General features: G+C 41.9%; 27 protein-coding genes and 1 other annotated feature. Of the genes, 26 read left to right on the plus strand and 1 reads right to left on the minus strand.

The window, feature by feature from the left end; all coding sequences use genetic code 11:
• Window positions 1-81: 81 nt before the first annotated feature.
• The 7 genes from grpE (at window position 82) to deoC (ending at window position 8,003) form a co-directional block, all read left to right on the plus strand.
• Window positions 82-678 (plus strand): nucleotide exchange factor GrpE, encoded by a 597-nt coding sequence (gene grpE, locus ACIQXQ_RS14670; protein WP_402869898.1) that lies wholly within the window; start codon window positions 82-84, stop codon window positions 676-678.
• Between the two features lie 39 nt (window positions 679-717).
• On the plus strand, window positions 718-2,559 hold the full coding sequence (dnaK, locus tag ACIQXQ_RS14675; protein WP_402869607.1) for a molecular chaperone DnaK: 1,842 nt from the start codon (window positions 718-720) through the stop codon (window positions 2,557-2,559).
• Between the two features lie 272 nt (window positions 2,560-2,831).
• Window positions 2,832-3,953 (plus strand): molecular chaperone DnaJ, encoded by a 1,122-nt coding sequence (gene dnaJ / locus ACIQXQ_RS14680; protein ID WP_402869605.1) that lies wholly within the window; start codon window positions 2,832-2,834, stop codon window positions 3,951-3,953.
• A 36-nt stretch (window positions 3,954-3,989) separates the two neighbouring features.
• Window positions 3,990-4,931 carry a 50S ribosomal protein L11 methyltransferase gene (gene prmA, locus ACIQXQ_RS14685; protein ID WP_402869603.1) on the plus strand — a complete coding sequence of 314 codons (942 nt, stop codon included), beginning with the start codon at window positions 3,990-3,992 and terminating at the stop codon, window positions 4,929-4,931.
• Between the two features lie 149 nt (window positions 4,932-5,080).
• A complete protein-coding gene (locus ACIQXQ_RS14690; RefSeq protein WP_402958393.1) occupies window positions 5,081-5,833 on the plus strand; it encodes a 16S rRNA (uracil(1498)-N(3))-methyltransferase in 753 nt (250 codons plus the stop codon).
• A gap of 6 nt (window positions 5,834-5,839) precedes the next feature.
• A complete protein-coding gene (gene mtaB, locus ACIQXQ_RS14695; RefSeq protein WP_402958395.1) occupies window positions 5,840-7,177 on the plus strand; it encodes a tRNA (N(6)-L-threonylcarbamoyladenosine(37)-C(2))-methylthiotransferase MtaB in 1,338 nt (445 codons plus the stop codon).
• Between the two features lie 154 nt (window positions 7,178-7,331).
• Window positions 7,332-8,003: a deoxyribose-phosphate aldolase gene (gene deoC, locus ACIQXQ_RS14700; RefSeq protein ID WP_402958397.1), complete on the plus strand. Its 672-nt coding sequence runs from the start codon at window positions 7,332-7,334 to the stop codon at window positions 8,001-8,003.
• Window positions 8,004-8,033: 30 nt separating this feature from the next.
• Here deoC and ACIQXQ_RS14705 read toward each other — a convergent pair whose 3' ends face one another.
• Window positions 8,034-8,963, minus strand: a complete 930-nt coding sequence (locus ACIQXQ_RS14705; protein WP_402958399.1) for a Na/Pi symporter — start codon at window positions 8,961-8,963, stop codon at window positions 8,034-8,036.
• Window positions 8,964-9,186: 223 nt separating this feature from the next.
• Here ACIQXQ_RS14705 and rpsU point away from each other — a divergent pair, with 223 nt between their 5' ends.
• The 19 genes from rpsU (at window position 9,187) to ACIQXQ_RS14800 (ending at window position 26,010) form a co-directional block, all read left to right on the plus strand.
• Window positions 9,187-9,360, plus strand: coding sequence for a 30S ribosomal protein S21 (gene rpsU / locus ACIQXQ_RS14710; RefSeq protein ID WP_028391853.1), 174 nt, complete (start codon window positions 9,187-9,189; stop codon window positions 9,358-9,360).
• 14 nt (window positions 9,361-9,374) lie between these two features.
• Entirely contained in the window at window positions 9,375-9,818 is a 444-nt protein-coding gene (locus ACIQXQ_RS14715; protein WP_402869597.1) for a GatB/YqeY domain-containing protein, read from the plus strand.
• Window positions 9,819-10,089: 271 nt separating this feature from the next.
• Window positions 10,090-11,415, plus strand: a complete 1,326-nt coding sequence (locus ACIQXQ_RS14720; protein ID WP_402958401.1) for an NfeD family protein — start codon at window positions 10,090-10,092, stop codon at window positions 11,413-11,415.
• A gap of 41 nt (window positions 11,416-11,456) precedes the next feature.
• Window positions 11,457-12,434, plus strand: coding sequence for a flotillin-like protein FloA (floA, locus tag ACIQXQ_RS14725; protein ID WP_402958446.1), 978 nt, complete (start codon window positions 11,457-11,459; stop codon window positions 12,432-12,434).
• Between the two features lie 22 nt (window positions 12,435-12,456).
• Window positions 12,457-12,957, plus strand: a complete 501-nt coding sequence (locus tag ACIQXQ_RS14730) for a hypothetical protein (RefSeq protein ID WP_402958403.1) — start codon at window positions 12,457-12,459, stop codon at window positions 12,955-12,957.
• Window positions 12,958-13,080: 123 nt separating this feature from the next.
• Complete coding sequence (gene yqfC, locus ACIQXQ_RS14735; protein WP_402869591.1) at window positions 13,081-13,365, plus strand: sporulation protein YqfC; 285 nt, start codon at window positions 13,081-13,083, stop codon at window positions 13,363-13,365.
• Window positions 13,366-13,380: 15 nt separating this feature from the next.
• Window positions 13,381-14,568, plus strand: a complete 1,188-nt coding sequence (yqfD, locus tag ACIQXQ_RS14740) for a sporulation protein YqfD (RefSeq protein WP_402958405.1) — start codon at window positions 13,381-13,383, stop codon at window positions 14,566-14,568.
• Between the two features lie 3 nt (window positions 14,569-14,571).
• Window positions 14,572-15,534 carry a PhoH family protein gene (locus ACIQXQ_RS14745; RefSeq protein WP_402869587.1) on the plus strand — a complete coding sequence of 321 codons (963 nt, stop codon included), beginning with the start codon at window positions 14,572-14,574 and terminating at the stop codon, window positions 15,532-15,534.
• A gap of 180 nt (window positions 15,535-15,714) precedes the next feature.
• On the plus strand, window positions 15,715-17,865 hold the full coding sequence (locus tag ACIQXQ_RS14750; RefSeq protein ID WP_402958407.1) for an HD family phosphohydrolase: 2,151 nt from the start codon (window positions 15,715-15,717) through the stop codon (window positions 17,863-17,865).
• Window positions 17,862-18,338, plus strand: coding sequence for an rRNA maturation RNase YbeY (gene ybeY / locus ACIQXQ_RS14755; protein WP_402958409.1), 477 nt, complete (start codon window positions 17,862-17,864; stop codon window positions 18,336-18,338). Before ACIQXQ_RS14750 ends, ybeY begins: the two co-directional genes overlap by 4 nt.
• Window positions 18,316-18,693, plus strand: coding sequence for a diacylglycerol kinase family protein (locus ACIQXQ_RS14760; protein WP_402958411.1), 378 nt, complete (start codon window positions 18,316-18,318; stop codon window positions 18,691-18,693). Before ybeY ends, ACIQXQ_RS14760 begins: the two co-directional genes overlap by 23 nt.
• 38 nt (window positions 18,694-18,731) lie before the next feature.
• A complete protein-coding gene (locus ACIQXQ_RS14765) occupies window positions 18,732-19,130 on the plus strand; it encodes a cytidine deaminase (protein WP_402958413.1) in 399 nt (132 codons plus the stop codon).
• The gene (era, locus tag ACIQXQ_RS14770) at window positions 19,123-20,052 is read left to right on the plus strand and encodes a GTPase Era (RefSeq protein ID WP_402958415.1); all 930 of its coding nucleotides are present in this window, start codon (window positions 19,123-19,125) and stop codon (window positions 20,050-20,052) included. Before ACIQXQ_RS14765 ends, era begins: the two co-directional genes overlap by 8 nt.
• Before the next feature lie 104 nt (window positions 20,053-20,156).
• On the plus strand, window positions 20,157-20,300 hold the full coding sequence (locus tag ACIQXQ_RS14775; RefSeq protein ID WP_402869576.1) for a YqzL family protein: 144 nt from the start codon (window positions 20,157-20,159) through the stop codon (window positions 20,298-20,300).
• A gap of 34 nt (window positions 20,301-20,334) precedes the next feature.
• Complete coding sequence (gene recO, locus ACIQXQ_RS14780) at window positions 20,335-21,087, plus strand: DNA repair protein RecO (RefSeq protein WP_402958417.1); 753 nt, start codon at window positions 20,335-20,337, stop codon at window positions 21,085-21,087.
• Between the two features lie 57 nt (window positions 21,088-21,144).
• Window positions 21,145-21,320: a binding site (T-box leader), on the plus strand.
• Window positions 21,321-21,436: 116 nt separating this feature from the next.
• Window positions 21,437-22,333, plus strand: coding sequence for a glycine--tRNA ligase subunit alpha (gene glyQ / locus ACIQXQ_RS14785; protein ID WP_402869572.1), 897 nt, complete (start codon window positions 21,437-21,439; stop codon window positions 22,331-22,333).
• Complete coding sequence (gene glyS / locus ACIQXQ_RS14790) at window positions 22,320-24,389, plus strand: glycine--tRNA ligase subunit beta (protein WP_402958419.1); 2,070 nt, start codon at window positions 22,320-22,322, stop codon at window positions 24,387-24,389. Before glyQ ends, glyS begins: the two co-directional genes overlap by 14 nt.
• A gap of 144 nt (window positions 24,390-24,533) precedes the next feature.
• On the plus strand, window positions 24,534-25,172 hold the full coding sequence (ccpN, locus tag ACIQXQ_RS14795) for a transcriptional regulator CcpN (RefSeq protein WP_402869892.1): 639 nt from the start codon (window positions 24,534-24,536) through the stop codon (window positions 25,170-25,172).
• Between the two features lie 16 nt (window positions 25,173-25,188).
• Window positions 25,189-26,010: a pyruvate, water dikinase regulatory protein gene (locus ACIQXQ_RS14800; RefSeq protein WP_402869568.1), complete on the plus strand. Its 822-nt coding sequence runs from the start codon at window positions 25,189-25,191 to the stop codon at window positions 26,008-26,010.
• The last annotated feature ends 39 nt before the right edge of the window (window positions 26,011-26,049 follow it).

Here is a 26,049-nt window from a genome sequence, read left to right on the forward strand (position 1 = left end):
AGTAAGGTGGCGGTAAAAGGGTTACCACCGCCCAACCTATTACTTAAGCATAAATTTGTATAATCCTTTAGGGGAGGTGAGATTGTGGAAAATAAAAACAATGAACAGACATTAAATAATGAAACAATCGAGGAAAGCACGGAAGAAGCGGTTTTTGCTGAAGAAGTGAATTCATCGGAAGAAACTCAGGAGGAAACTCCGGTAGAAAAAGATGAGCTACAGTTGGCTCAAGAAAAGATTCAGGAACTAGAAGCTAAAATCGAAGAAATGGATAACCGTTACCTTCGTTTGCAAGCTGATTTCGATAATTCTAGACGCCGTGCAAAGCTTGATATGGAAGCGGCTCAAAAATATAGAGTGCAAGATATTGCTGGGAATTTGGTCGAGGCTCTTGATAACTTTGAAAGAGCGACTAAAATCGAAGCGGATAATGAGCAAACAAAGTCCCTTCTTCAAGGCATGGAAATGGTCTATAAAGGCATTATTGGTGCATTGGCGAAAGAAGGCATCGAACCGATCAATTCTGTCGGTGAAGAATTCGATCCGCGTTTGCATCAAGCCGTCATGCAAGTTCAAGATGAGAACTTCGGTTCGAACATCGTTGTGGAAGAATTCCAAAAAGGATATCTTCTTAAGGACCGAGTGATTCGCCCGGCCATGGTAAAGGTAAACGAATAAAGAAATCATTACATATAAATATTGGGAGGTAGTGTAACAATGAGCAAAATTATTGGTATTGACTTAGGTACTACAAACTCTTGCGTATCTGTACTTGAAGGCGGGGAACCAAAAGTTATCCCGAATCCAGAAGGAAACCGTACAACACCTTCTGTTGTGGCATTTAAAAATGGGGAACGTCAAGTAGGGGAAGTGGCAAAACGCCAAGCAATTACGAACCCGAACACAATCATTTCCATTAAACGTCATATGGGTACTAACCATAAGGAAGTAATTGATGGAAAAGAATATTCACCGCAGGAAGTATCTGCAATCATCCTTCAATACTTGAAATCTTATGCTGAAGAATATCTTGGAGAAAAAGTAACAAAAGCGGTTATCACCGTGCCTGCTTACTTTAATGACGCTGAACGTCAAGCAACTAAAGACGCTGGTCAAATTGCTGGTCTTGAAGTGGAACGTATTATCAATGAACCTACAGCTGCAGCACTTGCTTACGGATTGGATAAAACGGAAGAAGACCAAACCATCCTTGTATTCGACCTTGGTGGCGGTACATTTGACGTATCCATCATGGAACTTGGAGACGGAGTATTCGAAGTACGTTCAACAGCTGGTGACAACCGCCTAGGTGGAGACGACTTCGACCAAGTAATCATTGATTATTTAGTAGAAGCATTCAAAAAAGAGAATGGCATCGATCTTTCTAAAGACAAAATGGCTGTTCAACGTTTGAAAGATGCAGCTGAAAAGGCGAAAAAAGACCTTTCAGGTGTAACTTCTACTCAAATTTCATTACCATTCATCACAGCTGGAGATGCTGGCCCACTTCACTTGGACGTAACGATGACTAGAGCTAAATTTGATGAGCTTTCATCAAGTCTTGTTGAACGTACGATGGGACCTACTCGTCAAGCATTGAAAGATGCTGGACTTTCAGCTTCAGAAATCGATAAAGTCATCCTTGTTGGTGGATCTACTCGTATTCCTGCAGTAGTGGAAGCAATCAAAAAGGAAATCGGTCAAGAACCTAGCAAAGGCGTTAACCCTGATGAAGTAGTAGCAATGGGTGCTGCCATTCAAGGTGGCGTGTTAACTGGAGACGTTAAAGACGTGGTTCTTTTAGACGTAACTCCACTTTCACTTGGAATTGAAACAATGGGCGGTGTATTCACTAAGTTAATCGACCGTAATACAACGATTCCGACAAGTAAATCTCAAGTGTTCTCAACAGCAGCAGATAACCAAACAGCTGTGGATATCCATGTTCTTCAAGGTGAACGTCCAATGTCAGCGGATAATAAAACGCTTGGCCGTTTCCAATTAAGCGATATTCCACCTGCACCACGTGGAATTCCTCAAGTAGAAGTAACATTCGATATTGATAAAAACGGTATTGTTAATGTTCGTGCAAAAGATCTTGGTACAAACAAAGAGCAAGCCATCACAATCAAATCATCTTCAGGTCTTTCTGATGAAGAAATCGAGCGTATGGTACGCGAAGCAGAAGAAAATGCCGATGCTGATAAACAACGTAAAGAAGAAGTGGAACTTCGTAATGAAGCCGACCAACTTGTCTTCCAAACGGAAAAAACGCTTAAAGATCTAGAAGGTAAAGTAGACGAAGCGGAAGTAACAAAAGCGAACGAAGCGAAGGATGAACTGAAAGCTGCAATCGAGAAAGATGAGCTTGAAGAAATCCGTACGAAAAAAGATGCTCTAAACGAAATCGTTCAAGCTTTAACTATGAAGCTTTACGAAGAAGCGGCTAAAGCACAGCAAGCTGCCCAAGAGGGTGCTGGTGAAGCTGGAGCTCAAGACGATAACGTCGTTGATGCAGAATTTACAGAAGTGAACGAAGACGAAAAAAATAAAAAGTAACCCTTTTGGGATGCTGAAATAGTGGGTAGTGAAATGCTGCCTGAAGTAGAAAAGTCAAAGTCAGGTTATCTTGGCTTTGGCTTTTTTTACAATGGATGGAGCTAAATATAGGAATGATAGGGCTATAAAGAGATGAAATGACAGTTTGAGGGGACATTCCCACTTCTTTTATGGATGGGTGTTCAAACTGTTTGTGCTTTTCTAGTTGATTATTATCTTCCTACAGTGATAATATAATCTTTATGTGAATCGAATCGGGAGTGGATTTAGATATGAGTAAACGCGATTATTATGAGGTGTTAGGCCTTTCGAAGAGTGCTTCGAAGGATGAAATCAAGAAAGCGTATCGAAAGCTCTCCAAACAATATCACCCTGATATTAATAAAGCAGACGATGCTGCGGATAAATTCAAGGAAATTAAGGAAGCTTACGAAGTATTAAGCGATGAACAGAAAAAAGCCCATTATGATCAATTTGGGCATACGGATCCGAATCAAGGCTTCGGTGGTGGTCAAGACTTTGGTGGTTTTGGCGGATTCGAAGATATTTTCAGTAGTTTCTTTGGTGGTGGAGGTCGTAGGAGAGATCCTAATGCACCTCGTCAAGGGGCCGATCTGCAATATACGATGACGCTTTCTTTTGAAGAAGCCGCATTTGGGAAAGATACAGAGATTGAAATTCCACGTGAAGAGAATTGTGATACATGTAAGGGCTCAGGTGCAAAGCCTGGTACAAAAGTCGAAAACTGTTCACACTGTCACGGAACTGGTCAGTTAAATGTTGAACAAAATACAGCTTTCGGGCGTATCGTTAACCGGAGAGCTTGTCACCATTGTCAAGGAACAGGTAAAATCATTCCGAATAAATGTTCAACGTGTAAAGGTGAAGGAAAAGTTCAAAAACGTAAAAAAATTCAAATCAAAGTACCTGCAGGTATCGATGACGGACAACAGCTTCGAGTTTCCGGTCAAGGGGAGCCTGGAATCAATGGTGGCCCATCCGGAGATCTATATGTAGTCTTCCATGTCCGTACTCATGAATTCTTTGAACGGGATGGCGATGATATTTATTGCGAAATGCCGATTACATTTGCCCAATCTGCGTTAGGAGACGAAATTGAAGTCCCAACCTTGCATGGCAAAGTTAAATTGAAGATTCCTGCCGGTACACAAACTGGTACGCGTTTCCGTTTAAAAGGAAAAGGCGTTTCGAATGTCAGGGGCTATGGACAAGGCGACCAGCATGTAATCGTATTGGTGGTCACTCCAAAGAAATTGACGGAAAAACAAAAAGAACTTCTTCGTGAGTTCAGCGAAATCAGTGGCCAATCAGGCATTGATGAACAAGAAGATGGCTTTTTCTCGAAGGTAAAGCGTGCTTTTAAAGATAGATGACTAAAAGTAAAAGAAGAGATCGGGAGTTGGTAGGTTATGAAGTGGTCTGAATTTGCAATCCACACAACAAATGAAGCGGTTGAACCTGTTTCAAATATCCTTCATGAGGCAGGTGCAAGCGGTGTTGTCATTGAGGATCCTCTTGAATTAGTCAAAGAACGTGAAAATGTCTTTGGCGAAATCTACCACCTGAACCCAGATGATTATCCGGACGAAGGTGTTTTGATCAAGGCGTACTTGCCGGTTAACAGCTTTCTTGGTGAAACGGTTGATGCTATTAAGGAATCCATCAATAATCTCCTGCAATTTGAAATAGACCTAGGGAAGAACCTTGTTTCAATCAGTGAAGTGAATGAGGAAGAATGGGCAACTGCCTGGAAGAAATATTATAATCCAGTCAAGATATCCGAGCGATTCACCATTGTCCCTACTTGGGAAGACTATACGCCAGTAAGCAGTGATGAATTGATCATAGAACTGGATCCGGGCATGGCATTCGGGACGGGTACCCACCCGACAACCGTCATGTGTATCCAAGCCCTCGAACGTACTGTTGTACCGGGTGATCTTGTGGTTGATGTTGGAACGGGTTCTGGAGTCTTGAGCATAGCGTCCGCATTGTTGGATGCAAAACGAGTTCAGGCACTTGATTTGGATGAAGTGGCTGTTCGGTCGGCCATTCAAAATGTTGAACTGAACAATGTTCAGGAAAAGGTCTCTGTTTCGCAAGGTAACTTATTGGATGGAGTAGATGAACGGGCGGATGTCGTAGTAGCCAATATTTTGGCCGAAGTGATTATGCGCTTTACGGACGATGTTGCGAAAATCGTGAAACCTGGTGGGCATTTCATTGCCTCTGGAATCATTCAACCTAAAAAACAAGATGTGAAGGAAGCGATTCAAGCTTCCGGATTCATAATTGTGGAAACCATCCAGATGGAAGATTGGGTTGCGTTCATTGCTAAAAGAAATGATTGAATGATGAGTTACTCTGATTATCTTATCCACAGGTAATCAGAGTACCTTTTTTTACGCTCAAACCTTGGCAAGGCACAAAGCATTCAAGGGAAGATGCCTTTGACTGCTTGCCTTTGAGTTTTTTTAGACTAGACGGAGTAGGTGGCACTATGCAACGATATTTTCTTAATGAAATGGACTTTCAGGGACAAACCGTGACCATTACAGGTGATGATTTTCACCATATTGCCAGAGTCATGAGAATGGAACCTGGAGAGCGAATCATAACTGTAAAGGGCAGTGGCATGGCTGCAGTCACGGAAATCTCGGAAATTACGAGTGATACAGTTATAGGAAACATTTTAGAATGGAAGAATGAAGAAAAAGAACTTCCCGTCCAGGTGACGATAGCGAGCGGTCTGCCTAAAGGGGATAAGCTGGAGTATATCGTTCAAAAGGGGACGGAATTGGGCGCTTACAAGTTTATCCCTTTTATTGCGGCTCGTTCGGTGGTAAAATGGGACCACAAAAAGGTCGGCAAGAAACTAGAAAGACTCCAAAAGATTTCCAAGGAGGCGGCCGAGCAGTCCCACCGTACAGTTGTCCCTTCCGTAACCGAACCGATGTCAATCGCTCAAGTAACGGAGCTTGCTTCTGAATACGATCATTCATTAATCGCATTTGAAGAAGAGGCAAAGCGCGGTGAAACATCCGTGCTAGCGTCGGTGTTGGAAAACATCAGGGCTGGACAGTCGATTCTTTTCGTTTTTGGGCCTGAAGGGGGCCTAGCGGAAAAAGAAATCGAGAAATTAACATCTTCCGGTTTTGTAGCATGTGGACTTGGACCTAGAATATTAAGAACTGAAACAGCACCTTTATATGCACTTTCCGCTGTTTCTTATCATGTAGAACTTTTGAGGTGATGAAAAATGGCAACGGTCGCTTTCCATACATTAGGCTGTAAAGTAAACCATTATGAAACAGAAGCTATTTGGCAATTATTTAAGACAGAAGGATATGACCGTGTTGAATTCGAAAACACATCGGATGTGTATGTCATCAATACGTGTACGGTAACGAATACGGGCGATAAGAAAAGCCGCCAGGTCATCCGTCGTGCTATCCGTAAAAACCCGAATGCCGTCATTGCAGTAACAGGATGTTACGCACAGACGTCGCCTGCTGAAATCATGGCAATCCCGGGCGTCGATATCGTGGTGGGCACACAGGACAGGGGAAAACTGTTAGCATACATCGAACAATTCAAGGTGGAACGCGAACCGATTAATGCAGTTGGAAACATTATGAAGAACCGTGTATACGAAGAATTGGATGTACCAGCTTTTACCGACAGAACCCGAGCTTCTTTAAAGATCCAGGAAGGTTGTAACAATTTCTGCACGTTCTGCATCATTCCATGGGCACGTGGTTTAATGCGTTCCCGTGATCCAAAGGAAGTTATCCATCAAGCTGAACAGCTTGTCGAAGCAGGGTATAAGGAACTTGTGTTGACTGGCATTCATACAGGTGGTTATGGTGACGACTTGAAGGATTATAATTTGGCCATGCTCTTGCGTGATTTGGAAAAGGTCGAGGGACTTAAACGGATCCGCATATCTTCCATTGAAGCGAGTCAAATAACGGATGAAATCATTGAAGTGCTTACGAAGTCCAAAAAAGTGGTTCGCCATTTGCATATTCCGATTCAATCAGGATCAGATACTGTGTTAAAACGGATGAGACGTAAATATACGATGGATTTCTTCGGGGACCGTATCGAAAAATTAAAAGTGGCGCTTCCTGGCCTTGCCGTTACATCTGATGTCATTGTAGGTTTCCCTGGAGAAACCGAAGAAGAATTCATGGAGACATATAATTTCATCAAGAAATATAAGTTCTCTGAATTACATGTATTCCCTTACTCGAAACGCACAGGGACACCAGCGGCACGCATGGATGATCAAGTGGATGAAGATGTGAAAAACGAACGTGTTCATCGCCTGATCTCTTTGTCCGATCAGCTGGCAAAAGAGTATGCTTCTCAATTCGAAGGAGAAGTACTGGAAGTGATTCCTGAAACACCATTGGAAAATGGGCTTTATGAGGGGTACTCCGATAATTATATGAAGGTTATTTTCCCGGCTACTGAAGAAATGGTTGGAGAAATCGTAAAAGTGAAAATTACACAATCCGGCTATCCACATAGTGAAGGACAGTTTGTTACGATTGTGAAAGATCTTCCATTACAACAAGCAGCTAATCTTTAAGACGGCGATTTATCGCTGTCTTTTTTTTCTTCTTTTTAGAGTGATAACGGAACATAAGGGTATAGTTTATATATATCGTCATTTTGAAATTATTATGGTATCATGAGAGGTACGGACAACTAGTTTTTTTATGAATATTAAGGAGGATTACTAAATGACACAAAATGTAGCAGGTTTAATCGATCACACTTTATTAAAAGCGGATGCAACGAAAGAACAAATAAAAGTTTTATGTGAAGAAGCAAGAGAATATAAATTCGCATCAGTATGCGTGAACCCAACTTGGGTGAAGTATGCTAGTGAGTTATTGGAAGGTTCAGAGGTAAAGGTTTGTACGGTAATAGGTTTCCCTCTAGGAGCGTCCACTCCTGAAACTAAAGCCTTCGAAACAAAAGATGCCATCAGCAACGGTGCGCATGAAGTTGATATGGTAATCAACATCGGTGCTTTGAAGGACAAGGATGATGAATTGGTTGAGCGGGACATTCGTGCCGTTGTCGCTGCAGCGACTGGTAAGGCCCTTTCAAAGGTCATTATTGAAACATCATTATTGTCAGAGGAAGAAAAAGTGCGTGCTTGCGAAATAGCTGTTAAAGCGGGAACGGATTTTGTTAAAACTTCAACAGGATTCTCAACAGGTGGTGCTACGGTTGAAGATGTAGCGCTTATGAGAAAAACGGTTGGACCGAATATCGGCGTTAAAGCTTCAGGTGGGGTTCGTAACACGAGCGATGCTGAGAAGATCATTGAAGCAGGAGCATCTAGAATTGGTGCAAGTGCTGGTGTATCCATTGTAAAAGGCTTAACAGCTGATTCTGATTATTAATTTTCATGGCCGCATTCTTAGGAATGCGGCTTATTTTTTTTGAGGACGATGCAGCATTAAAATGAAGTTGGAAAATTGGCTTGCGAAAGGTAAAACGATCAAAGAAGTCGTAATATTAAAAATGACACTAGCATGTGCAAGCTGGGTCGCTTTATTTTCAGTGAAAAAGGCAGCCGTTCGTTCTAGAACGTCCACAAGAGGAAGGAAGGCAGCCACACCGATCACATTCAGCCATATATGTGCATATGCTGTAAAGGCAGCTTGTCTACCTGAACCGATGCTAGCCATATAGCCTGTGATACACGTACCGATATTAGAACCGAGCATCATGATGATGGAAGAAGAGACGGATAGCTCCCCACTCATTAAAAAACTCATGGCGATTCCGATGGTCGCGGAGCTAGAGTGAATCAGCGCCGTTAACAGGATACCTGCCAACAAAGCATAACTAAGATGGCTTTCTATGCCACTGAGTACATGCTGAACCGATGGATAGGCAGCGATGGGCTTGGAGAGCATCTTAAAACCGCTCATCGCCGCGAAAATGGCAGAGATGCCTATAAGGGACATTCCGGCGCTTTTTAATGCGATTTTGGGCATAAAGCAAAGAGCGGCACCGCATAAGACTCCTGGAATGATCCAGCGGTCCAATGAAAAGGTCATGAATTCAGCTGTAAAGGTCGAACCGATATTCGTTCCTAAAATGATGCCAATCGTCTGTGGAAAGGATAAACTGCCGGCGGAAACGAGACCCACAGTCATGACCATGACCGCCGAGCTGCTTTGAAGGATGCCTGTGAAAATCGTACCTGCAAAAAAACCTTTCCATGGTTTATCGGTCACCTTAGAAAGAAAGGATTTTAATTTAGCGCCGGACAGGTTGAATAAGCCGATGCGTAAAACGGCCATACCCGCTAAAAATAAAGTGATGAATAAAAGGAATAAAAGTAACTCGTACATGACCAACACCTCTTGAACAGTCTATGGCCCATAGGGGAGAGACATGCTATAAAAAACTTCAAAGTTGCAATTAGAAAAAAATATGGTAACAACATGATAATATTTCAAATAAGTTTCGTTTTATTGGTTGACCTGTCAAAGATGATATATTATAATTGTTTAGTACATGTATAACATGTTGACAACTTGAGTTAGTGTGTTGTTTTCGGAGGGAGGGAAAGAGATGTCTAAAACCGTCGTTCGTAAAAACGAATCGCTTGAAGATGCTCTTCGTCGTTTCAAACGTACTGTATCTAAAGCAGGATCGCTTCAGGAAGCTAGGAAGCGTGAATTTTATGAAAAGCCAAGCGTAAAACGTAAGAAAAAGTCTGAAGCTGCAAGAAAACGTAAATTCTAAGAGAGGGTGGAAAGATGAGTCTTCTCGAGCGTTTAAATAATGATATGAAACAAGCGATGAAGAACAAGGAAAAGGACAAACTATCTGTTATTCGTATGTTGAAAGCTTCGCTTCAAAACGAAGCCCTAAAACAGAGACAAGATTTAACAGATGATGAAGAATTGACAGTGCTCTCTCGCGAATTAAAACAACGCAAAGACTCCCTCCAGGAGTTTGAAAACGCAGGTCGTTCCGATCTCGTGGATAAAGTCCGCACCGAATTGGGATACGTAGAGGCATATATGCCTGAGCAACTATCAGAAGAAGAGATTTCTGAAATTGTTAAATCAACAATTGAGGAAGTCAATGCAACATCCAAAGCAGATATGGGGAGAGTTATGGGAGCTTTAATGCCTAAAGTTAAAGGTAAAGCAGATGGTTCTCTAGTAAACAAGTTAGTACAACAACATCTATCTTAAACTCGAAACCTAACCGCAGGCATTAGCCTGTGGTTTTTGTGTGTTTACGTGATTATTTCGCCTCTTTTAGACGTATAGTAACTAGTGAAAGGGCAGCCGATTGGTTTTATATAAATTAATTGCTTTTTAAATGAAACCTTTTTCATATACATACGTATTAACTAAGTAAGTGACGATAATAAGTGGATTCGATTAGCAAGGGTGAAATATGCCTTTTAGGTAATGGAAAGGCCGGCTTACAGGCGCTTAATACGGGAAAGGAGGCGTTCCATTGAAAATATGGCGTGGTCTATCTGTTCTCTTATTCGGATTGCTGCTTATAGTGTCTTTCTTGGTGCCGGGTGCTTCTGCAAAGGAGAAGATTGTTTACCAGGTTCCCATTCAAGAAACGGTGGAAAAGGGTTTGGCCGCCTTTTTGCAAAGGGCACTATCGATTGCAGAAGAGAATAACGCAGATCTTGTAATTTTCGAGGTGAATACCCCAGGTGGTGCCGTAGATGCTGCAGGGGAGATAGCCAAGTTACTATCTAATTCCTCAGTAAAAACAGTGGCTTACGTCAATAATCGTGCTTTATCTGCGGGTGCCTATATTTCGCTCAGTGCCGATGAAATTTATATGGTCCCCAGTGCTACAATGGGTTCAGCTGCGGTGATTGACTCTTCGGGAAATGCAGCGGGAAAAAAAGCGGAATCTTATTGGTTGGCTGCAATGAAAACGGCAGCCGAACAGAATGGACGCGATCCCATTTATGCACAAGCGATGGCTGATGAGGATATCGACCTTCCAAAATACGGAGCCGAAAAAGGAAAATTACTGACATTAACTGCTGATCAGGCAAAAAAGGCCGGCTACAGTGAAGGGACCGTTTCGGGGAAAGCTGAGTTATATAGTATACTCGGGGTGGAAGATGCGGATATTCGAACCATAGAGGAAAGCTTTCCAGAAAAGTTAGCTCGCTTTTTGACCAATCCTTTTGTGATTCCCATCTTATTGACGATAGCAGGCATCGGGATTGTGGTAGAGTTGTTTTCGCCTGGTTTTGGCATTCCTGGTTTTATTGGAATCACTGGCCTCGTATTGTTCTTTTATGGACATTTGGTCGCAGGCATCACGGGCTATGAGTCGTTAGCGCTATTCATCTTAGGAGTCATCCTTGTGCTCTTGGAGTTTTTCCTCCCTGGAGGAATTATCGGGGTGCTTGGCTTTAGTGCAATTATAGGCAGTTTATTTCTCGCTTCAGAAGATCCGGTCCATATGACCATTTCTTTGTTAATTGCGATTACCGCATCCATTTTGGTTTCTATCCTATTTGTAAAGGTGCTTGGTAAAAAAATGAACTTTTTTAGAAAAATGATATTAACCGATGCAACAAAAACAGAGCAAGGGTATGTCAGTTCCCCGAATCGCTTGGAATTATTAGGTGTTGAAGGTAAGGCAATGACAGACTTAAGGCCATCTGGAACGGCTTTAATTAATGATGAACGGGTCGATGTTGTGACAGAAGGAAGCTTTATTTCCAAAGGGACATCCATCAAAGTCGTGAAAGCTGAAGGGTCGAGAGTAGTCGTTCGGCAAATTCCGGAATCAAATCAATGAAAATAGGAAGGGTGAATGTTTAGGTGATAACTTCAGGAACAATATTTATCGTGTTGGCTGTAATTGCGGCCATCATCATCTTATCGGTATTTTTCACATTTGTACCAGTTATGTTATGGATCTCAGCTTTAGCGGCTGGAGTCAAAATCAGTATCTTTACATTAGTGGGAATGAGGCTTCGTCGTGTTATACCAAGCAGGGTAGTTAACCCGCTTATTAAAGCCCACAAAGCGGGAATCAATGTATCGACGAATCAATTGGAGAGCCATTACCTTGCAGGAGGGAATGTTGATCGTGTCGTCAATGCACTGATTGCAGCAGAACGTGCGAATATCGCATTGCCATTTGAAAGAGGGGCAGCCATCGATCTTGCAGGACGTGATGTACTGGAAGCGGTTCAAATGAGCGTTAACCCTAAAGTGATCGAAACGCCATTCATCTCCGGCGTAGCGATGAATGGGATTGAAGTGCAGGCAAAGGCAAGAATCACCGTTCGTGCCAATATCGAACGATTAGTCGGTGGTGCTGGGGAAGAAACGATCATCGCGCGTGTAGGTGAAGGGATTGTTTCGACAATCGGTGCTTCAAAAAAGCATACGGATGTCCTTGAAAACCCTGATTTAATTTCTAGAACCGTTTTATCGAAAGGTCTCGATTCAGGTACAGCATTTGAAATTCTATCGATTGATATCGCTGATGTGGATATCGGGAAGAATATCGGGGCTATCCTACAGACTGACCAGGCTGAAGCGGATAAGAAAATCGCCCAAGCAAAAGCGGAAGAACGTCGCGCGATGGCTGTTGCCTTGGAACAGGAAATGGTAGCCCGTGTCCAAGAAATGAGAGCGAAGGTTGTAGAATCCGAGGCAGAAGTGCCATTGGCTATGGCTGAAGCGTTGAAGAGCGGAAATCTAGGGGTAATGGATTACATGAATATCCAAAATATCACGGCGGATACGGATATGCGGGATTCCATCAGTAAGATATCGGATAACCCAAAGGACAAGGATAACAATTAATTCCCAGAAGGGAGGCCTTTAAATGGGAGATCTCATTCAATTCTTTCTCAGTAATCCATTCCTTCTGATTATCTTGATAGCTGTTGCAACATCCATGTTCGGCAGGAAAAAACAGCCGCAACCAAACAATCCAAACAACCCGCCGAAAAAGAAATGGCAGGAAATCATGCAGGAGCTTCAAGGCGAGATGCCACAAAAGGAACAACGGCAAAGCCCTGTTCCGGCATCTGCCCAAAAAGCAGAGAAGCGTGTCGTAAACTCTACTGGGCCTGTGGATGAAACGAAAGCTCAGGCTGAAAAAAGGATTGCTGAACTAAGAAGGCTGCAGCAGAAATATGAGCAAGAGCGTGTGGAACAAAAAGATAAGGCAGATCGAATTACTACAGCCATTTCTGACGATAGCAGTTCCGTCTATCATAAAGGTCCTTCCTTCACTAAGAAACAGTTGATTGATGGAATCATTATGTCTGAGGTGCTCGGACCTCCAAGGGCTAAGCGTAGTTTGCAAAGGTCAAGGAGATAATTCGGAAGAACTTGTATCCCGCGTTCATTCGTTCAACATGAAAAAATAGAAATTGAACCTTTATAATTTTGTGCTAGAACCCTCTTTCATTTCATACATTGAGATGAAAGGGGGTTCTTTTTTATGGCTCGCAATTGGGGAAAAAAAGTGAAACAGCTTATGACCAAAACAATGGACCTTCCGCAAGATGTCATGATGGACCTGCCGCGAATTACCATGATCGGACAATTACATATATATATTGAAAATCATCGTGGCTTGTTGGCCTTTACTGACAGTGAAGTGAGGTTAATGCTTAAAAATGGCCAGCTGCTAATAAAGGGAACTGGCTTTGTCATCAAGACCATCTTGCCGGAGGAAATCATGTTAGAGGGCAAAATTGACAAAGTATATTTTATCAATGAATGATCCCGGGAGGTTTCCATGAAAAACCAATGGACAAACTATTATACAGGCTATGTAAAAGTGAAGGCATATGGAAGAGGAACCGAAAGGCTAATCAATATGTTGACAAGGAGAGGGCTTCATATCTGGGATGTGAAGCGTGTAGGAAGTGAATCCCTGATTTTCCATATGGATTTCAGGGAAATTTCAAAATTGCGTCAGGTCCTGCGAAAAAGCGACTGTAAAGTGAAATTCCTCCAAGGCAGGGGGTTTCCGTTTCTCATGAAGCGGGTGATGAAAAATAGTGGATTCTTGGCGGGTTTGATTGCCTTCCTTATTTGCATTTTTGTACTTTCCAATATGGTGTGGGGGATAGAAGTTAAAGGGGCAAAACCGGAAACCGAACATGCCATCCGTAAAGAATTGGACAAAATGGGCGTGAAAATTGGAAAGGTGCAATTTCTAGTGGACGATGTGGATACGATACAGCGAAAGCTCTCTGATCGCATCGGTGCCCTAACCTGGGTTGGTGTGGAGCTTAAGGGGACAACCTACCATTTCCAGGTGGTGGAAAAACGGCAGCCGAAGGAAATAGAGAAAACCTCCTCACAAAATTTGGTTGCTTCAAAAAAGGCGGTCATCACCAATATGTTCATTGAAAAAGGCCAACCTAAAGTCAATGTGCATGATTATGTAAGTAAAGGACAACTTCTTGTGTCAGGGTTGATTGGGAAGGAAGATAAACCAGAAATTGTTTCGGCGCAGGGGAAAGTAATGGGGCAAACTTGGTACAAGGCGAATGTGGAAGTCCCTCTGAAAACCAATTTTTCCGTCTACAATGGTAATGAAACCAGTAAGCATTATATAAAAGTGAGCAGCTTATCTATACCTATATGGGGGTTTAAGGATCCGGGCTATAAAAAGCAGGAAAAAGAATCGACTGATCGGCCGTTTCATTTTCTGCAATGGGAACTGCCCATTTCCTATAAAGTCGAGACATTAAGGAGTAAAGACGATATCGTCCGGAGTTATACGAAGGAAGAAGCGATTAAGGAAGGGAAGAAGATGGCCCAGGCCGACTTACGGAAGCTTCTTGAAGAAGAAGACCAAATTATAGGGGAAAAAGTTTTGCACGAAAGCATGGAGAATGGTAAAGTGAAATTATCTATACATTACCAAGTTATTGAAGATATTGCTGTAGGACAACCAATCATTCAAGGAGACTAGCGAATGGCAGATGAAGTGAAGGTTATTAAGTTGGAAATTGAATCACCTAATGAAGCGGTCGCTTTATTGGGCAATGGAGATTCTAATGTAAAAGTGCTTGAAGACGAGCTGGGCATTTCGGTCATCACCCGCGGGGAAGGTATAAGCGTTGCCGGTGAATTAGAGCGGGTGACGATGGGACAGGATATCCTGAAGGCGCTGTTATCTGTGATCAGAAAAGGGATTACGATAAGTTCTAGGGATGTAATGTATGCTATAGAATTGGCTCGCAAGGGAACATTGGAATATTTCGGAGAATTATATGAAGAAGAAATTGCTAAAACGGCTAAAGGTAAATCGATTAAGGTCAAAACAATTGGCCAGCGATATTATATTCAGGCCATAAAGAAGCTCGATTTAGTATTCGGGATTGGTCCTGCTGGGACCGGGAAGACCTATCTAGCTGTAGTGATGGCAATCAATGCCTTGAAAAACGGACAGGTTAAACGAATTATCTTGACGAGACCTGCCGTTGAAGCTGGCGAAAGTTTGGGATTCCTTCCTGGGGACTTAAAAGAAAAGGTAGACCCGTACCTACGTCCGTTATATGACGCTCTTCATGACCTACTGGGGATGGAACAGACCCAAAGGATGATTGAACGCGGGACGATTGAAATCGCTCCCTTGGCCTATATGAGGGGACGTACGCTCGAGGATGCCTTTGTAATCTTGGATGAGGCACAGAATACTACCGAAGCCCAAATGAAGATGTTTTTAACGAGGCTCGGTTTTGGATCGAAAATGGTCATTACGGGAGATCGTACCCAAATCGACCTTCCAAAAGGGATGAAGTCAGGTTTGATTCGGGTTGAGGAGATTCTCAAGAATGTCAAAGGCCTTTCATTTGTGTATTTTGAACAGAGTGATGTAGTCAGGCATCCGCTCGTCGCCAAAATTATCAGCGCATATGAACAGGCAAAAGAATAGAGGGAATCCGCCAATGAAATGGCGGATTTTTTCATGGTGATTCGCTTGCCCATCATGAATGGAATGTGAAATTGTGGTGAAAAGCAAGGGTTTTATCATAACATGATGAAAAGTAGAGGGAAAACTGTTATCATTTTACATATCTAGCATATTAACCATCTTTTTTTAGGAGGACCTTCTTTGAACCGTATCCAAAAATTTTTCACCAAAATAAAAGGCCTGCTGGTCCATCGCTTTTTTCAAGTACTCTTGTTCGTCGTACTTGGTTTGTTTGCATATGGGTTAATGCTATCCAACGTTAAGCCTGAAAAGATCCAAGTGGAGCTTTTTAAGCCAGCGGAACAAACGATACGATCCACCAAGACTATAGAAGATACATATAAGACTACGAAAGAAAAAGAAGAAATTTCAAAACAGGTGGCGGATGTTTATACATTAAAAAAGGAATATGCCAAAAATAAAGTCGATTTGATCTCTTCAATTTTTGATTCTGCGATTGAAGTGAACAAAGAAACAGATCCTAATAAGGGCGGTAAAAAAGGAATTAAAAAGACGGATGGCCAAAAGGTTTCCATCTTGAAAGAAAAATTGACGGAGGAGGTCAATAAAGATATAGAAGAATCTGTTTTCATGGCATTGGTACAGGCGGATGAAGATGAACTGGAGATAGCGAGGGACTCTACGATAACCGCTGTAAATAATGTGATGAGTGAGCGGATCTCGGCCAGCGATGTTGAAAATGCAAAGAAAAAAGTGGTAGATGAACTGAGCTATATGAGTATAAATAGTGATATGAAGAAGGTCTCCATATCACTTGCCCGTTCGGCGATTATTCAAAATGTTTTTTTTGATAAAGATAAAACGGAGGAACAACGCCGAAAAGCAGTGGAAAGTGTGGAACCAGTCAGGATTCTCCAGGGGCAGATTATCGTCGAAGAAAATCAATTAGTGGACCGGGACGTGTACAGGCAGCTTGAATTGGCTGGGTTTTTAAGTACCGAGTCCACTATCTTTCCATATGTAGGGCTCCTGCTTTATATTTTTTTAACTTTTACGGCTTTTTATTACTTTTTTTACTATTCCATAACGAAACGGGATAATAAGTACAATCAGTTGTTGGTTTTCAGCCTTGTTTTCATTTTTGCAATGGCAACGATGAAAACAGTCAGCATATTCGCTGAACTGAAAGATTCGAATTTAGAATATATTTTCCCTGCTGCCATGGCAGCGATGCTTATTAAGATATTATTAAATGATAAATTGGCTGTTGCCATGACAATTTTATTAGGATCTTATGGTACGATAATATTTAATGGCGATACGCCAGGAAATCTTGACTTCTCTATGGGGCTTTATATCATTTTTAGCGGATTGATGGCCATCATAATATTATCGCGTTCCAATTTCAAATCAAGAGTACTGGTAGCGGGTCTCATGATGTCAGTGATCAATATCGCTTTCGTCTATTCGCTCATTTTCATTATGGATGGCCATTACACAAAAGTGGAGTATCTATATTATGCGGCAGCGGCTATAGGATCTGGGCTTGGTTCCGCTGTGTTGACAATGGGGCTGCTTCCATTTTTCGAGGCGGGGTTCGGGATTTTATCTTCAATGAAGTTGATCGAGCTTTCCAATCCCAATCACCCCCTATTACGAAAAATCTTGATTGAGGCACCTGGTACCTACCACCATAGTGTAATGGTTGCCAATTTGGCTGAATCTGCATGTGAAGCAATTGGCTCGAATGGGTTGCTTGCAAGAGTCGGATCTTATTACCACGATATAGGCAAGACAAAGCGGCCGCACTTTTTCATCGAGAACCAGTTAAATGAGGAAAATCCGCATGATAGGCTACAACCGGAAACGAGCAAGGACATTATCATTGCGCATGCCGTGGATGGCGGAGAAATGCTTCGCAGCCATAAGTTCCCGAAGGAAATTGTGGATATAGCGGAACAACATCATGGGACGACTTTATTGAAATTTTTCTATCATAAGGCATGTAAGGAAGATGAAGCGACACGCGAAGTCGACTACCGGTATCCGGGGCCTATGGCGAAAATGAAGGAAGTGGCCGTCATTGGAATTGCAGATAGTGTTGAGGCTGCAGTCAGGTCGATGAAGCATCCTACACCCGAGAAGATCGAGGAACTGGTAAGTTTCATAATCAGTGACCGGATTCAAGACGGTCAATTTGATGAATGTGACATTACTATGAGAGAATTAAGTATCGTAAAGCATTCGCTTTGTGAATCGCTGAATGGTATCTTCCACTCAAGGATCGAGTATCCTGACATGGATAAATTAGGACAGAAGGTGAAAAAATGATTTTAACAATGGATTTAATCGATGAAACGAACGAAGTGACGGAAAAAGGGCAGCAGCTTGTTGAAAGCATTTTGCAATTTGCCGCCAATAAAGAGAATATCGAAGAAGGTACGGAACTATCCGTCACTTTTGTCGACAACAAAAGGATTCAGGAGATTAATAAAGAATACCGTAATAAGGATTCGGCTACCGATGTCATTTCTTTTGCACTGGAAGAGATGGGGGAGGAAGAAGTCGAGATTATCGGGGCGGAAATGCCTCGTATGCTTGGTGATATCATCATTTCAATTGAACGCACAAAAGAGCAGGCCGAGGAGTATGGACACTCTTTTGACCGCGAACTTGGCTTTTTAGCCCTACATGGTTTTCTTCATTTGCTAGGCTATGACCATATGACTGAAGAAGATGAAAAAGTGATGTTTTCTAGACAAAAGGAGATATTGGGGGAATATGGGCTCTCGAGAGAAGGGTAAGCCAAGGTATCCACTCGTAAAAAGCTTTTCATTTGCTTGTCAAGGGATTTTGGAAGCGGTACGGACCGAGCGAAACATACAGATCCATTTCGTGGTGATGGCAGCCGTCGTGTTCTTTGGTTGGTATTTTTCATTGAACGGAATGGAATGGTTGTTTATTTTGACGGCAATTGCTGGTACGATTGCATTAGAACTAGTGAATTCGGCCATTGAACGGGTTGTTGATTTAGTGACAGACCAAATCCATCCTCTTGCCAAGCAGGCAAAAGATATTGCAGCCGGGGCTGTATTCATATATGCTATATTTTCTATAATAGTTGGATTGATTATTTTTTTGCCAAAGTTGGGTATGTAGGTTCTTTTATTCATCCAATGTAGAGGGGGAATTGTATAATGAATACGAATGAATTGATTGAAGAAGCTAAAAAAGCTAGAGAAAAGGCTTATGTCCCTTATTCAAAGTTTAAAGTGGGAGCTGCTTTATTGACTGCCGATGGTAAGGTATATCATGGCTGTAATATTGAAAATGCAGCATACAGCATGTGCAACTGCGCGGAAAGAACTGCATTATTCAGTGCCTATGCGCATAATGACAAGCAGTTTAGCAAACTTGCGGTCGTAGCGGACACGGACCGACCGGTATCCCCATGCGGAGCCTGCAGACAAGTCATTTCAGAACTATGTGAACCGGATATGATGGTTGTTTTAACCAACTTGAATGGTGATACTAAAGAATTAACAGTACAGGAATTGCTTCCAGGAGCTTTTTCACCGGAGGATTTAAATGAATAAATTAGTTAGCGATACACAGGTAAAAGGATATAAATCAGGATTTATATCCATCATCGGCCGTCCAAATGTCGGCAAGAGCACGTTTTTGAACCGTGTAATCGGTCAAAAAATCGCAATCATGAGCGACAAGCCTCAAACGACAAGAAATAAAGTTCAAGGTGTACTTACACAAAATGATTCACAAATGATCTTCATTGATACACCGGGCATTCATAAACCTAAGCATAAGCTTGGGGACTTTATGATGAAGGTTGCGACGAATACCTTGAAAGAGGTCGATCTGATTCTATTCATGATTAATGCTGAAGAGGGCTACGGTCGTGGAGATGAGTTTATCATTGAAAAGCTACAATCGGTTAAAACACCCGTTTTCCTTGTAGTCAATAAAATTGATACGATGCATCCTGATGACCTTCTGCCCATCATTGAAAAGTACCAAAAGCTGTATCCTTTTGCAGCAGTGGTGCCTATTTCAGCTCTTGAAGGTAATAATGTCGATACATTGCTCGCCCAAATCAAGGAACATCTTCCTGAAGGGCCGCAGTTTTACCCAGCCGATCAAGTAACGGATCATCCGGAGCGTTTCATCATTTCTGAATTGGTCCGCGAAAAGGTTCTGCACTTAACTCGTGAAGAGATTCCACATTCCGTGGCTGTTGTGATTGACTCAATCAAAAAAATGGATAACAGTGACACAATCAATGTTATGGCGACCATCATTGTCGAGAGGGATTCCCAAAAAGGAATTGTCATCGGTAAGCAAGGGAAAATGCTGAAAGAAGTCGGTAGCCGCGCGAGAGTCGACATTGAGAACCTATTGGGCTCTAAGGTTTTCCTTGAGCTATGGGTCAAAGTCCAGAAAGATTGGCGTAATAAAGCAAGTCAGCTTCGTGATTTTGGATTTGATGAGAAAGAATATTAATTAACAAATTTTACGCTTCATGAAAGTGTGAAAAACGGTCAAGCTAATCATTAAGGACGGATATTTATCTGATATTGCTAGTCATAATGAAGGGTGGGCTTTATATGTTGGATTTTACCTGGGAGTTATTTAGTGAGACAGGTAATGTGGACACCTATTTACTTTATAAGGAGATAGAAGTCGAAAGGCAGGAAAGACCATTAGTATCGAATGAAGAGCTAGCTGATATTGATTTTCCTGTTTCTTAAGGATTAGCTAAGGCGAGTATGGGTGGTGTCTTTTATGCTTCAGAAATGTGAAGGCATTGTCATTAGAAGGACGGCATATGGAGAAAACAATAAAATTATAACGATTTATACCCGAGAGCTAGGGAAAATAGGGGTCATGGCTAGAGGTGCGAGCAAGCCAAATAGCAGGCTTGCCGCCGTGACCCAGCTTTTTTGCTCCGGGTATTTCCTTGTTTCGACATCTAGTGGACTTGGAAGCCTTCAGCAGGGGGAAATGGTTGACTCGCTTCGTTTTATCAGGGAGGATCTTTTCGCCACTGCCTATGCTTCCTATATCGTCGAATTGCTCGATAAGAGTGTGGACGATAAAAAACCAAATCCATATCTGTTTGAATTGCTTTCACAAACTTTACATTACATAAATGAAGAATACGACACTGAGGTTTTGAAATTCATTTTTGAAATGAAAATGCTTCCTGTAAATGGAATCAACCCGGTTTTGAACCAATGTGCCGTTTGTGGGGAGACCGAAGGGGAATTTGCTTTCTCCCTAAGGGAAGCCGGGTTTATTTGTCACCGATGTTTGGACAAGGACCCTTATCATTATAAAATTTCTCCTTCTGCGGTGAAACTTCTGAGGATCTTTTATTATTTTGATTTATCCAGGCTTGGTAACATATCTGTTAAACCGGAAACTAAAAGGGAATTGTCAAAAATCATTGATGCCTATTATGAGGAATATTCAGGGTTACATCTGAAGTCCAAAAAGTTTCTCAAACAGATTGATTCGATGAAAGATATGTTTTAGGTTCGAACTATTGACATTCCGGTTTTGTTTGTATAAAATTTTAATCATCAAAATAAGAAGAATGCGTCGATGGAAGAGAGTACCTGTTTTAATTCATAAAAGCGAACCCGGGATGGTGCAAGCCGGGATATGAAGACACAGGGAAGGGCGTTCCGGAGCATGATTAGGTTTGAAAAGAGGCCGTTTCATAACGGCAATTAGGGTGGAACCGCGGGTAAACTCTCGTCCCTATGCATTACGCATAGGGACGGGAGTTTTTTGTTTGCCTTGAGGAATCCTAGGCAAAAGATACTTCCCGCCCCTGAATCTGAAATTTAGTAAGCCGCTTTAAATAATCTGGAGGTGTACGATGAATATTCAAAATATGATTTTAACTTTGCAAAAGCATTGGTCTGAGCAAGGCTGTATCTTAATGAATGCTTATGATGTCGAAAAAGGTGCCGGGACGATGAGTCCTTATACCTTCCTTAGAGCAATTGGGCCAGAACCTTGGAGTGTTGCTTACGTGGAGCCTTCAAGACGTCCTGCAGACGGCCGGTATGGAGAGAATCCTAACCGTCTTTATCAACATCATCAATTTCAAGTGATCATGAAGCCTTCTCCGGATAATATTCAAGAACTTTATTTGGAGTCATTACGGAAGCTAGGCATCAATCCATTGGAGCACGACATTCGCTTTGTTGAGGATAACTGGGAAAATCCATCCCTTGGCTGTGCGGGTCTAGGATGGGAAGTATGGTTGGATGGAATGGAGATTACCCAATTCACCTATTTCCAGCAAGTTGGTGGACTAGAGTGTAAACCAGTCTCCGTCGAAATTACATACGGAATTGAACGTTTGGCTTCATACATCCAAGACAAAGAAAATGTCTTTGAACTTGAATGGACGGATGGATTTACTGTTCGTGACATCTTTGGCCAACCGGAATACGAGCATTCAAAATATACATTCGAGACATCCAACCTTGATATGCTGTTCGAACTTTTCACGATGTATGAAAAGGAAGCGCATCGTCAAATGGAGGAAGGTCTTGTACATCCGGCTTATGACTATGTATTGAAGTGTTCTCATACGTTCAATCTGCTGGATGCCAGAGGTGCCATTTCAGTAACGGAAAGAACGGGTTATATTGCCCGTTGTCGTAATTTAGCGCGTAAGGTTGCCAAAACTTTTTATGAAGAGCGGGAAAAATTAGGCTTCCCGATCCTGAAAGTGAAAGGGGAGAAAACAAATGAGCAAGCGTGATTTGTTATTGGAAATTGGGTTGGAGGAGCTACCGGCTCGATTTGTTACAGCTTCTATGAAACAGTTATCCGACAAAGTACAAAAGTGGTTGACACAAAAAGCGATTGAATTTGGTAAAGTCGAAGCATTTTCAACACCAAGACGTTTGGCGATATTGGTAAAAGATGTTGCGGAATCACAAAAGGACATTGAAGAAGAAGCAAAAGGACCGGCTAAGAAGATCGCTTTGGACGCCGAAGGCAACTGGTCTAAAGCAGCGTTAGGTTTTGTAAGAGGACAAGGCATGACGGCTGAGGATATTTATTTCAAAGAACTTAAAGGTGTGGAATATGTCCATGTGAATAAATTCATCAAGGGGCAACCGACAGCTCAGTTATTGGCGGAGCTACAAGAAATCATAACTGGCATGACCTTCCCGAAAAATATGCGTTGGGCCAACCAGGACCTTCGCTTCGTCCGTCCGATTAAATGGTTAATTGCTTTGTTCGGTAAAGAAGTAATACCTTTTACCATAGCTGAAGTAGAAACAGGCCGAGAAACGAAAGGTCATCGCTTTTTAGGTGAAAGTACAGTTATTGAAACTCCTGACCAGTATGAAAAGTCACTTAACGAACAATTTGTCATGGTCAATCCAGACAAACGCCGTACCGTGATCTTAGATCAAATCAAAAACCTGGAACAGGAGAATGGCTGGATCATCCCGGTCGATGAAAATCTTCTGGAAGAGGTAAATAACTTGGTTGAATATCCAACGGTGTTATTTGGCCGTTTTGAAGAAGAATTCCTTGAATTGCCTTCTCAGGTGCTGATTACATCGATGAAGGAACATCAACGGTATTTCCCTGTAAAAGATCAAGATGGAAAGTTGCTTCCTTTCTTCGTGACTGTTCGAAATGGGGATGACCGTCACCTGGATATGGTATCGAAAGGGAACGAAAAAGTATTGCGTGCCCGTTTATCGGATGCAGCTTTCTTCTACAAAGAAGATCAGAAAAAAGAGATTGCTGATGCTTTGAAAAAGCTGGATAGCATCGTTTACCATGAAGAAATCGGTACTCTAGCCGAGAAAACTGAACGTGTAACAGAGGTAACCGGAGCATTGGTGGATGCCTTGAAACTGAAAGTGGATAAAGAATTGGCGCTACGTGCTGCAAAAATAGCCAAGTTTGATTTAGTGAGTCATATGGTTTATGAGTTCCCTGAATTACAAGGGTACATGGGTGAAAAGTATGCCCTTCTAAAAGGTGAAGCGAAAGAAGTGGCGACAGCGATCAATGAACATTATATGCCACGACATGCAGATGACGATGTACCTCCATCCTTAATCGGGGCACTTGTGAGCGTAGCGGAAAAAATTGATACACTGGCATCATTCTTCGCCATCGGAGTGATCCCTACCGGTTCTCAAGATCCATATGCTTTAAGAAGACAAGCAAGTGGGGTCGTTCAAATTCTAGCGGAGAAAAAGTGGGATATCACACTGGAGGAACTTATCACTTTGGGTCTTAAAGGACTTGAAGCAAAAGGCCTCTTGAAACGTGATATGGATGATGTAAAAGCGGATATGCATACATTCTTTAAAGCCCGTGTGAAGCATTTGCTTCAGGAACTACACATTCGTTATGATTTAATCGATGCTGTTTTGGCTAATGAAATTGGTTATATCCATTCTGTTGTTGAACGCTCCCAGGTATTAGAAGCGAAGAAAGAGGAAGCTGGCTTTAAAGAAAGTCTTGAGGCGTTAAGCCGTGTCATGAATATCGCTGGGAAATGCGATAATAAGGTGACAGTGAACCCGGGTGCTTTTGAAAATGAAGAAGAAAAAGCGTTGTATGAGAAATTTGGAACGGTTGCTTCAGCCTATGCCGAAACGAATGATGAGATGGAGCATTTCGAACAGCTAATATCGCTTCAAAGCGAAATCGAGGCTTATTTCGAGCATACAATGGTCATGGCGGAAGATGAAGCCGTACGTAATAATCGTTTATCCCTTATGAAAGAAATTAGTGATTTAGTTTCCAGCTTTGGGGCTGTGAACAAAATAATCCTTTCTTAATCCAATGAAATGATCGGGACCCTTTTTATGAAGGGTTTCCGATTATTACAACTAATAGAGATGAAAACTGCTTTTATCAAATGATATAGTATATAATCGTTATATGAAGATCCTTTGTTACTTTACTCTGCGAAAAGCAGTAGGGTGGTGATTACAATTCAATTGAATAAACGTCAGGAACAGATTTTACAAATTGTTAAAGAGAATGGACCGATTACTGGAGAGCATATTGCAGATAGGTTAAGCTTAACGAGGGCGACGCTTCGTCCGGATTTGGCTATCTTAACGATGGCCGGTTTTCTAGATGCACGTCCACGTGTCGGGTATTTCTATACAGGTCGCTCGGGTACACAGCTATTGACGGATAGTCTGAACCATCTGTATGTTCGTGACCATCAATCGATCCCTGTCGTTGTGGATGAGGGTATATCTGTTTACGATGCGATTGTCATGATGTTTTTAGAAGATGTCGGCACTATGTTCGTAGTGGATAAGCATGCATTACTCGTAGGGGTACTGTCCAGGAAAGACTTGCTACGTGCAAGTATTGGAAAACAAGAACTGAATTCCATCCCGGTCAATATCATCATGACAAGGATGCCTAACATTACAATGTGTACTAAAGAAGATTTATTGATCGATGTTGCCAAAAAATTGATTGAGAAACAAATTGATTCATTACCTGTCGTCAAAGAAACAGAAAAAGGCTATGAGGTAATTGGAAGAGTGACGAAAACCAATATAACAAAAGCATTCGTAGCTTTAGCTGATGAAGGCTATTAGGGGGGCTTGCAAAGGAATGACGGAGAATATGAACGGTTCTATTATATATGTTGTATCGGATTCAGTTGGGGAAACAGCGGAGTTAGTTACTAAAGCTGCGGCTAGTCAGTTTTCTAGTTCCGCTTTTACTATTAAACGAATTCCGTATATTGAAGATGAACATAACGTGGATGAAGTAATTTCACTGGCCAAATTAGATGGGGCAATCATCGCCTACACTCTTGTGAAGCCTGCTATTAGAGACTACATGAAAGCACAGGTGGAAAAAGAAAACCTGTCTGCTTATGACATTTTAGGACCGCTCATGGATATCCTTCAGGAAAGAACATCTAAAGGACCTCTTAATGAGCCGGGGCTCGTAAGAAAACTTGACGATGATTATTTCAAACGTGTGGAAGCCATTGAATTTGCTGTAAAATACGACGATGGACGGGATCCACGTGGGATTTTACGTGCGGATATCGTGTTGGTTGGTGTTTCTCGCACGTCCAAAACACCTTTGTCCCAATATTTAGCTCATAAACGCTATAAAGTGGCCAATGTTCCTTTAGTACCAGAGGTAGAGCCGCCAGAAGAACTATTCCTGGTCCCGCCTGAAAAATGCATTGGGTTGAAAATAAGTCCTGAAAAGTTAAATCATATTCGGAAAGAGCGATTGAAGTCACTTGGACTCAATGATCATGCTATATATGCGAATGTGGAACGAATCAAAGAAGAGTTGACATACTTTGATAAAATTATTTCAAGGCTCGACTGCCCAATCATTGATGTTACGAATAAAGCTGTCGAAGAAACGGCCAACTTAATTATGAATATTCTTCAAAATAAAAATCGGTAGATTTCTCTTATTCTTAAAATTGAGATTAATCAAAATGTG

Source organism: Peribacillus sp. NPDC097198 (assembly GCF_044762055.1).
GTDB lineage: Bacteria > Bacillota > Bacilli > Bacillales > DSM-1321 > Peribacillus.

Bases quoted from the DNA above. Each gene is read 5' to 3' on its own strand.
- ACIQXQ_RS14715 (WP_402869597.1), top strand. From the start codon at position 9,375: ATGAGTCTTCTCGAGCGTTTAAATAATGATATGAAACAAGCGATGAAG.
- recO (WP_402958417.1), top strand. From the start codon at position 20,335: ATGCTTCAGAAATGTGAAGGCATTGTCATTAGAAGGACGGCATATGGA.
- ACIQXQ_RS14745 (WP_402869587.1), top strand. From the start codon at position 14,572: ATGGCAGATGAAGTGAAGGTTATTAAGTTGGAAATTGAATCACCTAAT.
- dnaK (WP_402869607.1), top strand. From the start codon at position 718: ATGAGCAAAATTATTGGTATTGACTTAGGTACTACAAACTCTTGCGTA.
- ACIQXQ_RS14730 (WP_402958403.1), top strand. From the start codon at position 12,457: ATGGGAGATCTCATTCAATTCTTTCTCAGTAATCCATTCCTTCTGATT.
- glyQ (WP_402869572.1), top strand. From the start codon at position 21,437: ATGAATATTCAAAATATGATTTTAACTTTGCAAAAGCATTGGTCTGAG.
- yqfC (WP_402869591.1), top strand. From the start codon at position 13,081: ATGGCTCGCAATTGGGGAAAAAAAGTGAAACAGCTTATGACCAAAACA.
- ACIQXQ_RS14765 (WP_402958413.1), top strand. From the start codon at position 18,732: ATGAATACGAATGAATTGATTGAAGAAGCTAAAAAAGCTAGAGAAAAG.
- ACIQXQ_RS14705 (WP_402958399.1), bottom strand. From the start codon at position 8,963: ATGTACGAGTTACTTTTATTCCTTTTATTCATCACTTTATTTTTAGCG.
- mtaB (WP_402958395.1), top strand. From the start codon at position 5,840: ATGGCAACGGTCGCTTTCCATACATTAGGCTGTAAAGTAAACCATTAT.
- ACIQXQ_RS14800 (WP_402869568.1), top strand. From the start codon at position 25,189: ATGACGGAGAATATGAACGGTTCTATTATATATGTTGTATCGGATTCA.
- rpsU (WP_028391853.1), top strand. From the start codon at position 9,187: ATGTCTAAAACCGTCGTTCGTAAAAACGAATCGCTTGAAGATGCTCTT.
- glyS (WP_402958419.1), top strand. From the start codon at position 22,320: ATGAGCAAGCGTGATTTGTTATTGGAAATTGGGTTGGAGGAGCTACCG.
- ACIQXQ_RS14760 (WP_402958411.1), top strand. From the start codon at position 18,316: ATGGGCTCTCGAGAGAAGGGTAAGCCAAGGTATCCACTCGTAAAAAGC.
- ybeY (WP_402958409.1), top strand. From the start codon at position 17,862: ATGATTTTAACAATGGATTTAATCGATGAAACGAACGAAGTGACGGAA.
- yqfD (WP_402958405.1), top strand. From the start codon at position 13,381: ATGAAAAACCAATGGACAAACTATTATACAGGCTATGTAAAAGTGAAG.
- deoC (WP_402958397.1), top strand. From the start codon at position 7,332: ATGACACAAAATGTAGCAGGTTTAATCGATCACACTTTATTAAAAGCG.
- dnaJ (WP_402869605.1), top strand. From the start codon at position 2,832: ATGAGTAAACGCGATTATTATGAGGTGTTAGGCCTTTCGAAGAGTGCT.
- era (WP_402958415.1), top strand. From the start codon at position 19,123: ATGAATAAATTAGTTAGCGATACACAGGTAAAAGGATATAAATCAGGA.
- ACIQXQ_RS14690 (WP_402958393.1), top strand. From the start codon at position 5,081: ATGCAACGATATTTTCTTAATGAAATGGACTTTCAGGGACAAACCGTG.
- ACIQXQ_RS14775 (WP_402869576.1), top strand. From the start codon at position 20,157: ATGTTGGATTTTACCTGGGAGTTATTTAGTGAGACAGGTAATGTGGAC.
- prmA (WP_402869603.1), top strand. From the start codon at position 3,990: ATGAAGTGGTCTGAATTTGCAATCCACACAACAAATGAAGCGGTTGAA.